Genomic DNA, 16,490 nt, shown 5'->3' on the forward strand with positions numbered 1-16,490 from the left:
TAAAAGTTAAACAATCCTATTATTTAAGGTATTACATGTATTCCTTTTTCAGATATGGCAAATGTAGATTATAAAGAAATGAAACCGCTGTCATGAGGTTACACAAATATAATATGAAGAGTACATAACTTTTCGCTACGTTACAAAACCTTATATATGGGTTACATTCTCATCAGAAAACAAGCAGAGAAACAATACTTTTACAAAAATCAGACTATTTGGAGGCACTTGTAAATCAGCAATTTTTATACTAAGTTTGTATTGCATATCTCATTCATCTAACACTATGAACAGTAAAATAATCAAGTACATCATCATTATACTATTGTTACCGGTAGTTCCGCTAAAAGCGACAGCACAAACGGGAATCTATTACTCTACCAACGGTCAACTCAGTAGTAGCCTCATCAACCAGCTATATCAAGACCATAGAGGTTTTATCTGGATATCTACCGAATTCGGACTGAACAAGTTCGATGGTACTCACTTTATTCATTATAAACACATAGACAATGATTCAACTTCCCTGATTAATAATCATGTAAGAGGTGTTTTCGAAGACAGTTACCGAAATCTATGGATAAGGTGTCTGGGGGGATTGATGCTATACCACCCAGAAACAGACAATTTTGAACTGATAAAAATAGAAGGAAAAGAAGGACGTCATGTAACAAATATCATGGAATTACATAACGGTGAAGTCTGGGGAATCACCACTGGAGATACTATTTTTCGTATAAACCTCACACAAAAAGTAATAGAACCTATTGATGAAATCAACCGGAAACTCCGTTTAAAGAGTTTTAGTTCTATCTACGAAGATACACGTAGGAATCTCTGGTTTATATCAGAGACACAAGGACTCCTTTGCTTTAACCCAAAATCAGAAGAGATACAACACTTCAAATATCCCGATATCCCAGAAAACAACATATCGGCCATCAAAGAAGATCAAAACGGAAATCTCTTTATCGGAACACTAACCAAAGGACTATGCTTATACAACTGGGAAAAGAAGGTATTTCAACCAATTCCATATGAGAATAAGCAAGATCTGCCTATCAAACATCTGGCCTTTACAGAAGGGAAACTATTGATAGGTACGGATGGAAAAGGTATAAAAGCCTACAACCCTGCAACCTACCAAATTGAAGATTATCCAGTCAATGCCGCACCATTCAACTTGGGCACGGCAAAGGTACATAGCATATTGCAAGACAAAGATAAAAACCTATGGTTGGGAATATTCCAAAAAGGTATTGTTTTCCTACCTGCACACAGGGAACGGTTTGAATACATTGGGCACAAGCTACTCCACAATAATCCGATAGGTACAGGATGCATCATGTCCATCTTCAAAGACAAAGATAACCACTTGTGGATAGGAGCAGACAATGAAGGTATCTTTGAGTTAGATACCAATTATAAACAGGTCAGACATTATTCCGGAGATACATCTAGTTCCATATCGAATACAATTACAAGTATTTTCCAGGATTCGGATGGTAATATCTGGTTAGGAGCATACGCCAAAGGTTTGGCTATGCTCAATAAAAAGACAGGTGAATGTAATTACATTCCCCAGCTTCTGCACGAAAAGATTATGAATGTTATTGAAGACGGACAACGCAATCTGTATATTGCTACATTGGGGAGCGGCTTATATACTTACAATTTGGATACAAAAGAACTCCGGCAACACAATGTCCCGCGCCAAGAAGGAGTAGGGCAACAACCAAATGAACTGAGTAATAACTGGGTAAACATCCTTCTTGCAGATCGTAAAGGATTAATATGGATAGGCGGTTATCAGGGAATATCATGTTATGACCCCAAGCAAGACTGTTTCAGTAGGACTAACCAGGTTATACCACGTAGTGTAGGCTATAGCCTCCTCGAAGATAAAGAAGGAAATATCTGGGCAGGTACATCCAGTGGGCTGTATTGCATAAACAATAAGACACAAGAGGTACAAAGATATACCATAGAAGACGGGCTTCCCAATAACATTATTTGTGCAATTTGTGAAGATAGCCAGCAAAATATATGGGTTAGCACTTACAATGGCATAAGTAAGTTTGAAAGAAAAAGAGAATGTTTTATCAATTACTATGCAGGTGACGGACTACAAGGGAATGAATTTACTCATGGAGCCTTCTTTCAGGAGAAGAACGGTAAGATATACTTTGGAGGCAGCGATGGAATCACTTATTTCATGCCAGAGCAGATTATAGAACAGCCGAGAAAGAATGATGTTTATATCACGGACTTCCTTATCTTTAATCAACCTATTAACAAGAATACCTTATCGGGTAATAAACCTATTATTTCAACCGCCGTAATCGATGCTAACATCTTCCGCCTCAGCCATCAGGACAACACATTCTGCATTGTTTTCTCCACATTAAGATATGATAACCCTCAGCAGATAAAATACCAATATAGAATTAAGGAGTTAGGAGAAGAATGGCAAACAACGGAAACAGGAAATAACCAAGTTACTTACAATAAACTTCCACATGGCAAATACACTTTCCAGGTATGCGCCATAGAACATGGTAATACATCGGAAATACGTACCATAAATATCGTTATTACTCCACCCTGGTATTTGTCCGGCTGGGCCTATCTTATTTATTCCATACTATTTATAATAATTGTATTGGGTATTATAAAATACATCCTCGACCGTATCCGCCAACGACAGGAGATGACAGAGCGTAAGCATCAGGAAGAGATTAGTGAAGCTAAATTACAATTCTTTATAAATATCTCACATGAGATACGTACACCGATGACTTTAATCATCAATCCGATTGAAAAATTGCTATCAGAGAACCTTAACCCTGAACTTAACAAAACCTACCTGATGATTTACCGTAATTCCCAACGCATTCTGCGTCTGGTAAACCAGTTAATGGACATGCGGAAAATAGATAAGGGACAGATGTTCATGAAATTCAGAGAAACAGATATCGTAGGTTTCATCGAAGACTTAATCCTGACATTCGAGTACATCGCCAAACAAAAGAACATTCATCTGACATTCATCCATGAAGCCCCTTCATTAAAAGTCTGGATAGATATGAATAACTTCGACAAGATATTGATGAATCTGTTATCAAATGCATTCAAATATACCCCTAATAATGGAGAAATCAATATTACGCTGAAACAAGGCAACAGTAATGTTAATGGGCCACTCAAAGAGTATTTCGAGATCATAATAGAAGATACAGGCATCGGTTTGAAAGAGGACAAGATAGAGCGTATCTTCGACCGTTTCTATCAGATTAATAATGGTTCGGCATATAACAACCTCGGTACGGGAATAGGTCTTCACCTGACACACTCCCTGGTATCTCTTCATCATGGTACTATTACTGCAGAGAATCGCACAGATGGTAAAGGAAGCCGCTTCACCGTGCGCATGCCGTTAGGGAATTCACATCTGGAAGCAAGTGAACTGGAGAGTTTACCCCATATAGAAGAAAAAACTCATATGTTATCTACTAAAGAAAGATTGGAATTTGAGACAGAAATAGCAGACATGGAAAAAGCAACAAGCAAGCCTAAAACCAAATTCAATCTACTGATCGTAGAAGACGAAAAGGAAATTCAGAATTATCTGGTTGAACAATTACAGGATCTCTACAAGATAACAACCTGTAATAACGGCAAAGAGGCATTCAATACAATTCTTTCTACCAAACCCGATCTGGTTATTAGTGACATTATGATGCCGGAAATGGACGGTATTACTTTATGCAAAAAAATAAAACAAAATATAAATATCAATCATGTGCCGGTCATCCTGCTTACAGCAAAAGGTAAACTGGAAGATTATGCGGAAGGTATGGATATCGGTGCCGATGCGTATATGGTAAAACCGTTCAATGTTGAAATCCTTAGAAAGACTATCAGCAATCTTATCACCAATCGAAAATTGCTCAGGAATAAATTCAGCGGTATGCAGCAGCAGGAAGAAAAACTGGAAGTTCTGAATATAAAATCTACGGATGAAATTCTGATGGAGAAAATTATGAAGATCATTAATGATAATCTGGCAGAACCTACACTGGATGTAGAAATGTTAGCTAAAAACGTTGGGCTGAGCCGGGTACATCTCTACCGGAAATTAAAAGAGCTGACTAATCTCAGTACCAGAGATTTCATCCGAAGTATCCGCATCCAGCAGGCAGCCAAGCTCCTAAAGAACAAAAAGATGAATATATCGGATATAGCCTATTCCGTTGGATTCAACAATTTGTCGCATTTCTCCAACTCCTTTAAGGAACAGTTTGGTATGTCCCCTAAAGAGTATATGTTGAAGTATGGTGAATCGGAACTGAATTAATGGTAGGAGTTCCGATATTCCTGCGGGGTAAGTCCTGTTACCTTTTTGAATAAACGGTTAAAGTAGGAATAGTCATCAAAAGAAAGAGAAAAAGCCACGTTCTTCACAGACATCTCATCTGTTACCAGAATGAGTTGTGCCTTTTCTATTTTCTTCTGATTGATATATTTTGAAGGGGTCACACCAGTTTCTTTTTTGAATAAACGGATAAAATGATCTTTTGACAAACATGAATTCTCAGACAGAGTTGTCAGGTCTATAGCCTCATAGATATGTTTGCGTATATAAAGAATAGCTTTCTCTATTCGATCGTCCTTTGTCTCCACTTTAACTTGCGCACGCTTTAAGAAATGTGCCAGTAACTGATATACAATACCACGTGATTCAACCTTATCACATAATGCACGCTGCTTGTTCTTCAGAAGATTCTCCATCAACGTTGAGTTATTATCATAAGTCGAGGGGTCCGATTTAGGCAAACTCATATGAGGATTTATCGCACACAAACGTTGAAACAACGCAAGGTCCAAATCACCGGCAGGTATCTCTACCGGAAATTCCCACTCATCCAATAAATTCGTATCTGATTGATGCTCTTCATAAATATGCAGGTAATAATGGCAGAAATAAGAATTGCATATATAGCTATGTATAGTAAAAGCCGGGATGAAATACAAATAATTTGGTTTCAGAATTTGTATACCTCCCGATAGTTGTATCTGGGCAGTACCTTCTGTTATATAGTACAGGCGCGTGAACGGACTATTTACGTTTTTCCAGTTCCAATCTGCATTGTGTACAGCCAAACCGACATTCAGCACCAAAGGGTGCAATTTATCAACCAATGAAGCCATAGTATATAGTATTTAGTAACTTGATAAAGGTAAGCGATTTTATTAAGTCTTCAAAACGGTTATCGATATTCTCTATATAAAAATCGTTATTATCCTACCATAAAAGGTATTTTCTAACAAAATCATCGATATATTCCAATACAAGCACTTTTTAATCCTATCAAAGCTACTAATTAATCCATATCTTTGCAATGTACAATAGAAACAAAATTAATACCTATGAGAACCAAAATTTTATTAGCATCTTTAGCTCTTTCGATAGGAACATTATCTGCTCAAAACTATCAGGTTCCGGTATCGGAAAAAAATGAACCCATGATGAATGGTAGATTCCAACCTACATGGAGTTCACTGGAGACTTATCAAGTTCCCGAATGGTTTAGAAATGCCAAATTCGGAATCTGGGCACATTGGGGACCACAGTGTGTGGAAGGTTCGGGCGACTGGATGGCACGTTCCATGTATCTGGAAGGATCAGCGGAGTATAAGTATCATGTAGAACACTATGGCCATCCCTCTGAAGTGGGTTTCAAAGACATTATTCCTTTATTTAAAGCTGAAAAATGGAACCCGGATAAATTGGTTGAATTCTATAAAAAGATAGGTGCACAATATTTTTTCGCTTTAGGCAACCATCACGATAATTTCGACCTTTGGGACAGCAAATATCAGGCTTGGAACTCAAAGAATATGGGACCTAAACGCGATATTCTGGCAGAATGGGAACAAGCTGCACGCAAGTATGAACTTCCATTCGGTATCAGTTTCCATGCCGACCATGCCTGGACTTGGTACGAGCCCTCTCAACGTTATGATAGAAACGGCCCCAAAGCCGGTGTTCCTTACGATGGCACACTGACAAAAGCTGATGGTAAAGGCAAGTGGTGGGAAGGATACGATCCGCAGGATTTATATGCGCAAAATCATCCGATGAGTAAAGGAAGTTGGGTAGACGGTATGATACATAGCCAATGGGCCTGGGGAAACGGAGCATCTTTACCAACTCAAGAATATTGTACTAATTTTTATGACCGCACGGTAGATGCTATCAATCGTTACAATCCTGATCTCATCTATTTTGATGTAACAGTAGTTCCATTCTACCCTATCAGCGATGCAGGATTGAAGATCGCAGCTCACTTCTACAATCATAATATGGCCACTCATAAAGGGAAACTGGAGGCTGTCATGCTGAGTAAGATATTGGATGAAAACCAACGCAAAGCTATAGTCTGGGATGTAGAGCGCGGGGCACCCAATGAGATTATGGAGCAACCATGGCAATCCTGCTCATGCATTGGAGGATGGCATTACAATACATCTATCTATGAGAATAACTGGTATAAATCTGCGGCAGATGTTGTAAAACTATTAGTTGACATCGTAAGTAAAAATGGTAATCTGCTGCTCAGTGTTCCATTACGAGCTGATGGTACCTTTGATGAAAAGGAGGAGAAAATATTGAATGAGTTTGGCGACTGGATGAACATTAACAAAGAAGCCATCTTTGATACTCGTCCTTGGGAAATATTCGGTGAAGGACCGATAGCTGAAGCAGATATTAAAATTAATGCACAAGGATTCAATGAAGGATCATATAGCAAAGCGACGGCACAGGAAATTCGCTTCACACAGACTAAGAAGGACTTATACGCTACGGTTTTGGCTTGGCCAACAGAAAAGCAAATACTCATCAAGTCATTGTCTGATGAAAGTAAATTGTTCCCTGGTAAAATTAGCAGAGTGGAATTATTAGGTTATGGCAAAGTTTCATTCACACGTACGGACAAAGGGTTACTTATAAATATGCCTGATAAACAGATTAATAAGATTGCTCCTGTATTCAAAATAAAGAAATAACTCACACTAAATAAAAAGATTGGTTTATCGGCTTTTTTAAGTCGATAAGCCTCAACTATACCTTAAAAAAACAATAATCAATTAAGAATTTATGAAAAACCAATTAACGTATGGACTTTTACAGTCAATGAAAATCAGACTGATTTTATTGATTTGTTGTTTGTCTGGCGCCACTTGGGCACAGACTCAGAGTAATGTCAATGGGCTGATAACAGATTCATCCGGTGAACCGCTAATAGGTGTCAGCATTCAAGTAAAAGGCACTACACATGGTACTATTTCTGATTTAGATGGTAAATTCATGTTGTTAGCTAAGACTGGTGATATCCTTCGTATCAGTTACGTAGGTTATACTCCTCAAGAGATCAAGTTAACAGGTAACCAGCAATTGCGTATCATAATGGAAGAAGATACAAAAAGGCTGGAAGAAGTCGTAGTTGTGGGATATGGCACCCAGAAGAAAGTAAACCTGACCGGATCAGTGTCTTCGATCACAGCAGACGAACTGGCCAATAAACCTGTTATGAGTACAGCTCAAGCATTGGCAGGTTTAGCACCAGGATTAAGTGTACTACAAACTTCCGGCCGACCGGGAACAGGGGCTACAGTAAAAATACGTGGTACAGGTACTTTCTCAAATGCCGGAACAGACCCGTTAGTTCTGATTGATGGGCTATCAGGCAGTATTGATGACGTAGATCCTAATGATATTCAAAGCATCTCTTTCCTGAAAGATGCTGCTTCAGCTTCTATCTATGGTAACCGTGCAGCTAATGGTGTTATCTTAATTGAAACAAAGAAAGGGGTGCAAGGGAAGACTACGATTTCCTATAGTAACTCATTCGGTTGGCAACGCCCGACGGAACTACCGGATTTTCTTCCATCATGGGAATATGCAGAGTATTATAATATGGCCATGCATAATATGGGAAGACAAGATGCCTATCTCCCCGAACAGATACAAAAATTCCGGGACGGATCAGACCCGGACAATTACCCGAATGTCAACCATCTAAAATGGTTACTGGAATCAGGATCAGGATTCCAACATCAGCATAACATAAGCATACAAGGAGGTAATGCCACTACAAGTTATAATCTGTCAGTGGGATATCGCAATCAGGAAGGTATGACAGCCAGAACTTCAAATGAACGTATGACAGCCCTATTCTCGATGAAAAGTGAAATAGCAAAAGGGCTTACCTTGAACTTAAACATCAACGCCTACAACAATAAATATAATGCACCTAATGGTGAACCTCAAAGTATTGACGGTATGATAGGATATACGGTACGTCAAGGTCCTATTTATGCAGGAAAAAAAACAGACGGAAGTTTCGGTTATCAGGACAATTATAGTCCGGAAGCATGGCTTGCCAGCGAATCTTTTGTGCAGAATATCAATCGGAATATCAGTGCTTCCGGACAGCTAAAATGGGATACCCCTGTAGCAGGACTTTCATTTACAGGAAAAGCCGGAGTTAATTATTGGACTAAGTATGATAAAGCGTATCGTGCAGATACCTATTTTGACGAAACTAAAACAGTAGGGCCGGCTACCTTGAATGTTTGGACAGCTAACAACACATATACCACCTTTGAGGCATTAGCTACTTATGAAAAACAAATAAAGAATCATAGCTTTAAGCTATTAGCCGGTACATCAGTAGAACAATCCGCTAACAGAGGTTTGGAAGGCTATAGAAATACATTCCCCAATAATTATCTCTATGAATTGGGATCAGGAGATAAATCAACAGCCACCAATAACAGTTCGTTAGAAGAATATGCATTACTATCTTTCTTCGGACGCATCAACTATTCATTTAAAGACCGTTATTTGCTGGAAGCAAATTTACGCTATGACGGTTCTTCACGCTTTGCAGACGGACACCGTTGGGGACTTTTCCCATCAGTTTCCGCAGGTTGGAGAGTTTCGGAAGAAGATTTCTGGAAGAATTCCGGTGTATCCAATGTTTTTGATAACCTGAAGCTACGCGCATCTTATGGTGTATTGGGAAATCAAAATATTGGTGTATACCCCTATCAACAAACATATAATCTGGGACATGATTATCCTTTCGGTAATCCTGCGGCACTGCAATCAGGTGCTTACATGTCAGTTTACAATAATCCTGAAATCACATGGGAGAAAACAGCTATTACTGATATTGGACTGGATTTTAGTTTATTCAACGGTGCATTTAGCGGTACGGTAGATTACTTTTATAAATATACTTCAGATATTCTGGCACCAGTAGAAGTATCCAGCATCATGGGACGTTCAGTAGGACAATCCAATGTAGGAGCTGTATCGAATAAAGGTATCGAAGTGAATTTAACTTATAACGGACGAATCGGAAACAGTTTCCGTTTCAGTATTTCTCCCAATTTTACTTGGGTAAAAAATGCCGTTGAGAAGCTGGCCAATGGTGCTACAGAAGAAATCAACAACAACCGTATTGTTGGGCAACCTATCGGCATTATCTATGGATATGAAACAGATGGTTTATTTGTAGACCAAGCAGAAATAGATGCAGCCCCTGAGCAATTGGTCGGCAAATCGAACTTGAAACCGGGATATGTGAAATACAAAGATATCAGCGGACCGGATGGTGTACCCGATGGCAAAGTAGATGCACAATATGACCGTACTGTATTAGGAAGCACAACTCCGAAATTCTATTATGGCTTAAATCTATCTGCCTCTTATAAAGGGTTCGATTTCTCAGCTTTACTACAAGGCTTAGGAGGCCATAAGCGTCTGATAGGTTCTTACATGGCCTATGCATTCTATAATGGAGGACAAATACAGAGATGGCAGGCAGACAATTGCTGGACAGAAGCAAACCCTGATAAATGGGCTGAATATCCTCGCCTGGAAACTTTAAACATGAATAATACAAACCTCCAAACATCTGATTATTGGGTACGTAATGCCAGTTTTCTGCGTTTAAAAAATGTGCAAATAGGATATACTCTACCTAAAGTATGGACAAAGAAAGTCGGATTGGAGAATGTGCGCATTTATATAAGTGGCCAGAACCTCTGCTCTTTCAACAGCTTCTATAAAGGGTGGGATCCCGAAAATGAAATAGGTACAGGAGATTCTCCATCGTATTATCCTATCAATAGCATTTATTCATTTGGATTTAATCTCAAGTTCTAAGTTAACCATTCAATACAGAATAATATGAAAAAGATATATCATACATCAGGAATTACAAAAGCCTGCTTATTAACTTTGGCACTATCGTTCGGTGCAATGAGTTGTACGGATTTATTAGATAAAGAACCTCCTTCAGCTATTTCTGATGGAAGTTTTTGGACCGGTGAAGGTGACGCAATGTTAGCACTAACAGGATGTTATCGCTTTCAAACGGGATGGTCACATGACGACTTTGCTACTCCCCAGGGCTTACTTTACTTAGATTTCGCCGGAGGTAATGGTACTGAAAAAGAAAACTTTTCCACTCTGATGGCCAGTTCCAACACAGTAGCTACTAATAGCAATCTTTATTGGTTTTGGGCAAATGCTTATACTCAGATAGCAAAGTATAACACTTTTCTGGATAACATTGGGAACTGCCCAATGGATGATGTCAAAAAGGTAGCCTGGTCTTCTGAAGTAAAATGCCTCCGTGCTTATTTCCTATTTAATCTGGCCTTTTATTATAAAGATGTTCCTATGCCATTGACGACTTTATCAGTAGAAGAGGCAAACTCCATTTCACAAACTTCTCAAGCAGATGTATATACTCAAGTAGAAAATGACCTTAAAGATGCCATTGTTATATTACCGACAGAATATCCATCGGAGGAATATGGCCGCTTTACCCGTGGTGCTGCAAAAACACTTTTAAGCCGTCTTTACCTTGCTCAGGAGAGATGGGATGATGCAGCTAAGATATTAAAAGAGGTGATTGATTCGGAGATATACGAATTAGACCGTAGGAATGGTGAAGAAAGCTACGATAAACTCTTTCAAATAGGTGGTGAGTATAGTCCTGAAATGATATTTTGCATTATGGGAGTGAAAGATATGTATACGAACTCACGTTATCAATATCTGTATCCCGAAGTAGCTTATGGAGGATGGCATCAGTTTTCACCTTACAATGAATTGGTAAAAGAATACTTCTGTATAGATGGAAAGGATATCAAAACTTCGGAAGTGTATGACGAAAATGATCCTTATGTCAATCGTGATTTACGTTTGTACGCTTCTATATTCTTGCCACCGTTAGGAAGCTATTCCGGAACTAAATATAATGATATCATATATGACTGTTTTAAAGGTGCCAATACAGCGGATAGTTATAATAAATTCACCTTATTCAACGGATATTGTCCTAAGAAAGGATGCGATCCTTCTATTATTAATAATTTAGGTTCTACGCCTACCTATACTCCGATTATGCGCTATGCTGAGGTACTTTTAAGTTATCTGGAAGCATTGAATGAATCTCAACCAAGTGCCATAGATCAGGATATTCTGGACCTTACCATTAATGATATTCGCAATCGCGTAAAACTGACAGACATAAAAAAAGCAGATGTACCGACACAAGAACTCGTGCGCGAAGCTATCCGCAAAGAAAGACGTGTTGAATTAGCTTTTGAAGGTTTACGTTATTATGATGTATTACGTTGGGAAATTGCAGAAAAAGAATTAAATCATACATTTACAGGAGTTAAACTATCAGATGATCCCAATGCCCGTAATTATCGAGGGAGCGGAACAGCTGCTTCTCCTGTTGATGAGAATATGTATTATCAGTTTGAGAAGCGTACATGGTCATCTCACAATCGCTATTTCCCAATACCACAGAATGATTTGAATGTCAACAAAAACCTCAAACAGAACACAGGATACAATTAGTTTTCAAATCTACAGATAACTAAGTTATTAATAGGTATGGTTAAGTATCCGGATTTTTTCCGGATACTTAATTTAGTATAAGGGTTTTCTTAATGTAACAAGATTATGAAAGATAAAGGATACAAAATAAAAGAATATCATTGTCCCGTGAAGAGATATTGCCAGACCATGGATTTAAAAAACAATCCTGATTTAATTGCAATGTACAAGAAATGTCACAGCCAAACAGAAGCTTGGCCGGAAATCAGAGAAGGTATTCGTTCAGTAGGTATTTTAGAAATGGAAATATATATAGCAGGACCAAGGCTATTCATGATTGTAGAAACACCACTCGATTTTGATTGGAAAACTGCCATGGATAAATTATCTCACTTACCCAGGCAAGCAGAGTGGGAAAATTATGTATCCAGATTCCAAGAGTGTGTCGCAGAAAGTACTTCGACTGAAAAATGGAAATTAATGGAACGAATGTTTTATCTATACGAATAAAATACTTTAAAAGAATAAATACGAGATGACTATCTAAAATTCTCGTAACTGAAATGTATCATATTTGTTACCATTTCTTCAATTTGCCGCAAAAAGTATGAAACGCAATGTCTTTACTTTTGCGGCAAATTCATTAACGTATCATAACAAGTATGAAACACTTTTTTAGAGTATTTATACTCTTATTCTTATTTACAGCGGTCAGTAATCTGATAAAAGCTGACGAGAAAACAAACGTAGTAAGACAAGGCACTGTACGCGGTCGTATCATCGACACTTCAAAGCAAACCCTTCCGGGTGCCTCCGTTTATATTGAAAAGCTACATGCCGGTGTGACGAGTGACGTCAACGGCTTCTACACTTTCCCAAATCTGGAACCGGGAACTTACACCGTAAAAGTAAGTTATGTAGGCTACTCACCTGTGGAATTGAAAATAACGATTCCCGAAGGACGTACTTTAGAGAAAGACGTTATGCTGAACGAAGGAGTTGAACTTCAGGAAGTAGTAGTAGGTGGAGCCTTCCAAGGACAACGCCGCGCTATTAATTCACAGAAAAACAGTCTCGGTATCAAGAATGTGGTTTCTGCCGACCAGGTAGGAAAGTTTCCGGACTCTAACATTGGAGATGCATTGAAACGTATTTCAGGCATCAACGTACAGTATGACCAGGGCGAAGCCCGCTTCGGACAAGTACGTGGAACAAGTGCAGATATGAGTTCCGTCACCATCAACGGCAACCGGGTTCCTTCTGCTGAAGGCGACACACGTAATGTACAGCTCGACCTGATTCCTGCGGATATGATACAGACCATTGAAGTAAATAAAGTCGTTACCCCGGATATGGATGCCGATGCTATCGGCGGTTCCATCAATTTAGTAACCAAGAATTCTCCTTATAAACGTTTCATCAGTGCCACTGCCGGAACGGGTTACAACTGGATTAGCGATAAAGCACAGTTGAATTTAGGATTTACTTACGGCGACCGTTTCTTCAACGACAAACTGGGAGTCATGCTTTCCGCTTCTTACCAGAACTCGCCTTCCGGTTCGGATGATGTTGAGTTCGTATGGGACAAGGATGTAGAAACCGGAGAACTCTGCATCACCGACTACCAGGTTCGTCAATACTACGTTACGCGCGAGCGTCAAAGTTACTCCGCTGCCCTCGACTGGGACATTAACGAAAACCACAAACTCACCTTCAAAGGCATCTTCAATAACCGCAATGACTGGGAAAACCGTTATCGTCTCACCGTGAAAGGTATCAATCTGGAAGAGGATGACAACGGTAACGAATATTGTTCTATCAATAACAAAGGTACCATGCGTGTACAGACCAAAGGTGGTACGCCTGATAATCGCAACGCTCGCCTGGAACGCCAACGCACCATGGACTTTACCCTCGGCGGTGAGCACCTCTTCGGCAAGCTTGATACAAGATGGAGTGTCAACTATGCCAAAGCCAGCGAAGAACGTCCCAACGAACGTTACATCGACTATCAGTTGAAGAAACAGAAGTTCAATATGGACCTGAGCGATGAACGCAAACCACTGCTTACTCCACAAGAAGGTTCAACGATGTATCTGAATGATGATTTCAGTCTAAAAGAAGTGACCGAACAACAAGAAGACATTCAGGAGAAAGACTTTAAGTTCAAACTCGACTTCAGCCTACCACTAACAAAAGGAGAATTTGGAAATCACCTGCGCTTTGGTACCAAAGTAGTGCATAAGACTAAGAACAAGGAGATTGACTTCTACGAATATACCCCACTGGATGAAAAAGGTTTCGACAAAGCCAGCCTGGCTGCTGCAGTTGACCAGAACCGTGATGGTTACATTCCGGGAGATCAATATAAAGTAGGTAGCTTCGTTAGCAAAGAGTATTTGGGAGAACTTGACCTGAATAATGCAAGTCTGTTCGAAAAGGATCAAGTGCAAGAGGAACTCGCCACCAATTTTAACGCTAAAGAAACCGTTGCAGCAGGCTATCTCCGTTTCGACCAGAAACTTGGCAAGAAATGGGATCTGATGCTCGGATTACGTCTGGAAAATACACATGTGAAATATTCCGGCAGCCAGTTTGATGCAGACGAAGAAAAGACAACCCGTACACCCTACGAATCTGACAGTTACCTGAATGTACTTCCCTCCGTTCTGGTAAAGTATGATGTAAACGATGACTTCAAGGTACGTGCTTCATTCACTAACACCATTGCACGTCCCAAGTATTCCGCCCTGGCACCTAACATCACAATTAAACGCAGTGACAACGAAATTTCTCTCGGTAATCCGGGATTAAAGCCGACACTTTCCTACAACTTCGACCTGAGTGGTGAATACTATTTCAAAAGTATCGGCCTCGTCAGTGCCGGTGTCTTCTACAAGAAGATCAACGACTTCATTGTAGACCAGACTTTGCGCAATTATAATTATAATGGAACTACTTATACCAAATTCAGTCAGCCGCGCAACTCCGGCAATGCCGATCTGCTGGGTGTGGAAGTAGCCTACCAACGCGATTTCAGTTTCATCGCCCCGTCATTGAAATGCATTGGTTTCTACGGAACATACACCTATTCTTATTCCCGGGTAGATAACTTCAACTTTGAAGGACGCGAGAATGAAAGCGATCTGCGCCTGCCGGGATCTCCGGAGCACACAGCCAATGCTTCACTCTTCTTTGAGAAGTCAGGGTTGAGTATCCGCCTTTCTTACAACTATGCATCCGCATTCATCGACGAAATGGGTTCGGAAAAGTTCTATGACCGTTACTACGATGCTGTGAATTATATGGATGCCAATGCCAGCTATACTTTCGGCAAGAAACTGAAAACAACCTTTTATGCCGAAGCAAACAACCTGCTGAACCAACCTTTACGTTACTACCAAGGCACCAAAGACCGTACGATGCAAAGCGAACATTACGGCATAAAGGTAAATGCAGGCGTGAAAATCAATTTCTAACCGGCATAGCGCCGGAGCAAAGTTTCCCTTCGGCACGAAAACCGGTAAACCACTTAAGTAACAATCAAAAAAAACACCATAATGAAAAAAGTATTATTTCTCCTTTTAGTTATCCTTTTCAGCAATTGGGCAACCGCACAGATAGCGGATTATTCCATATTTGATAAGAAATTCAATTTCTATGTAGCCAATGACCTCGGTCGTAATGGCTACTACGACCAAAAAAACATAGCCGAGTTGATGGGAACTATGGCTGAAGAAATAGGTCCCGAATTTGTAATCGCCACCGGAGATATACATCATTTTGAGGGCGTACGCAGCGTAAATGATCCGCTGTGGATGACAAACTATGAGCTCATCTACTCCCATCCGGAACTGATGATTGACTGGTTTCCCGTACTTGGCAATCACGAGTATCGTGGTAACACACAAGCAGTATTAGATTACACCAACATCAGTCGCCGCTGGACCATGCCCGCCCGTTACTACACAAAAGCATTTGAGGACAAAGGAATCACTATCCGCATCGTCTGGATAGACACAGCCCCCATGATGGACAAATACCGCAATGACTCCGCCACTTATCCCGACGCGTGCAAACAAGACTTGCAAAAACAACTCTCCTGGATTGATTCGGTGCTGACCAATGCCAAAGAAGACTGGATTATCGTAGCCGGACACCACCCCATCTATGCAGAGACTTCAAAAGACGACAGCGAACGCCTGGATATGCAGAAGCGACTCGATCCGATACTCCGTAAGCACAAAGTAGATATGTATATCTGCGGGCACATTCATAACTTTCAGCATATCCGCATACCGGGAAGCAATATCGATTACATTGTCAACTCAGCCGGTTCCCTTGCCCGTAAAGTGAAACCGACAGAAGGAACCATATTCTGCAGTCCTGAACCGGGTTTCTCTGTAATATCTGCGAACAAGAAAACGCTGACGCTACGAATGATCGACAAAAAAGGAAACATACTGCATGCCGTAACACGCAACTCACAGTAAGCTTTTCACAAAGATGCAAGGGTGTTTACTCTAACTGCAAAGTTAATGGGCAGGGAGTAGACACC

General features: G+C 40.0%; 8 protein-coding genes. 7 read left to right on the plus strand and 1 reads right to left on the minus strand.

Features of this window, described 5'->3' with window-relative positions; genetic code table 11:
- Positions 1 to 286 precede the first annotated feature (286 nt).
- Positions 287 to 4,357 (plus strand): two-component regulator propeller domain-containing protein, encoded by a 4,071-nt coding sequence (locus DW036_RS21280; protein WP_118466091.1) that lies wholly within the window; start codon positions 287 to 289, stop codon positions 4,355 to 4,357.
- On the opposite strand, the gene DW036_RS21285 is transcribed toward DW036_RS21280, so the two are convergent.
- On the minus strand, positions 4,354 to 5,211 hold the full coding sequence (locus tag DW036_RS21285) for an AraC family transcriptional regulator (protein WP_118466092.1): 858 nt from the start codon (positions 5,209 to 5,211) through the stop codon (positions 4,354 to 4,356). The two genes, DW036_RS21280 and DW036_RS21285, sit on opposite strands and share 4 nt — an antisense overlap.
- Before the next feature lie 219 nt (positions 5,212 to 5,430).
- Here DW036_RS21285 and DW036_RS21290 point away from each other — a divergent pair, with 219 nt between their 5' ends.
- From DW036_RS21290 to DW036_RS21315, 6 genes are all read left to right on the plus strand, one after another.
- Positions 5,431 to 7,071, plus strand: a complete 1,641-nt coding sequence (locus tag DW036_RS21290; RefSeq protein ID WP_118466093.1) for an alpha-L-fucosidase — start codon at positions 5,431 to 5,433, stop codon at positions 7,069 to 7,071.
- A 91-nt stretch (positions 7,072 to 7,162) separates the two neighbouring features.
- The gene (locus DW036_RS21295; protein WP_118466094.1) at positions 7,163 to 10,240 is read left to right on the plus strand and encodes a TonB-dependent receptor; all 3,078 of its coding nucleotides are present in this window, start codon (positions 7,163 to 7,165) and stop codon (positions 10,238 to 10,240) included.
- A gap of 24 nt (positions 10,241 to 10,264) precedes the next feature.
- On the plus strand, positions 10,265 to 11,953 hold the full coding sequence (locus DW036_RS21300) for a RagB/SusD family nutrient uptake outer membrane protein (RefSeq protein ID WP_118466095.1): 1,689 nt from the start codon (positions 10,265 to 10,267) through the stop codon (positions 11,951 to 11,953).
- 105 nt (positions 11,954 to 12,058) lie between these two features.
- A complete protein-coding gene (locus DW036_RS21305) occupies positions 12,059 to 12,442 on the plus strand; it encodes an L-rhamnose mutarotase (RefSeq protein ID WP_118466096.1) in 384 nt (127 codons plus the stop codon).
- A 152-nt stretch (positions 12,443 to 12,594) separates the two neighbouring features.
- Positions 12,595 to 15,411, plus strand: coding sequence for a TonB-dependent receptor (locus tag DW036_RS21310; protein WP_118466097.1), 2,817 nt, complete (start codon positions 12,595 to 12,597; stop codon positions 15,409 to 15,411).
- Between the two features lie 81 nt (positions 15,412 to 15,492).
- Complete coding sequence (locus DW036_RS21315; protein WP_118466098.1) at positions 15,493 to 16,425, plus strand: metallophosphoesterase; 933 nt, start codon at positions 15,493 to 15,495, stop codon at positions 16,423 to 16,425.
- Positions 16,426 to 16,490: the final 65 nt, after the last annotated feature.

The organism is Bacteroides sp. AF39-11AC (assembly GCF_003474285.1).
Classification (GTDB): Bacteria; Bacteroidota; Bacteroidia; order Bacteroidales; family Bacteroidaceae; genus Bacteroides.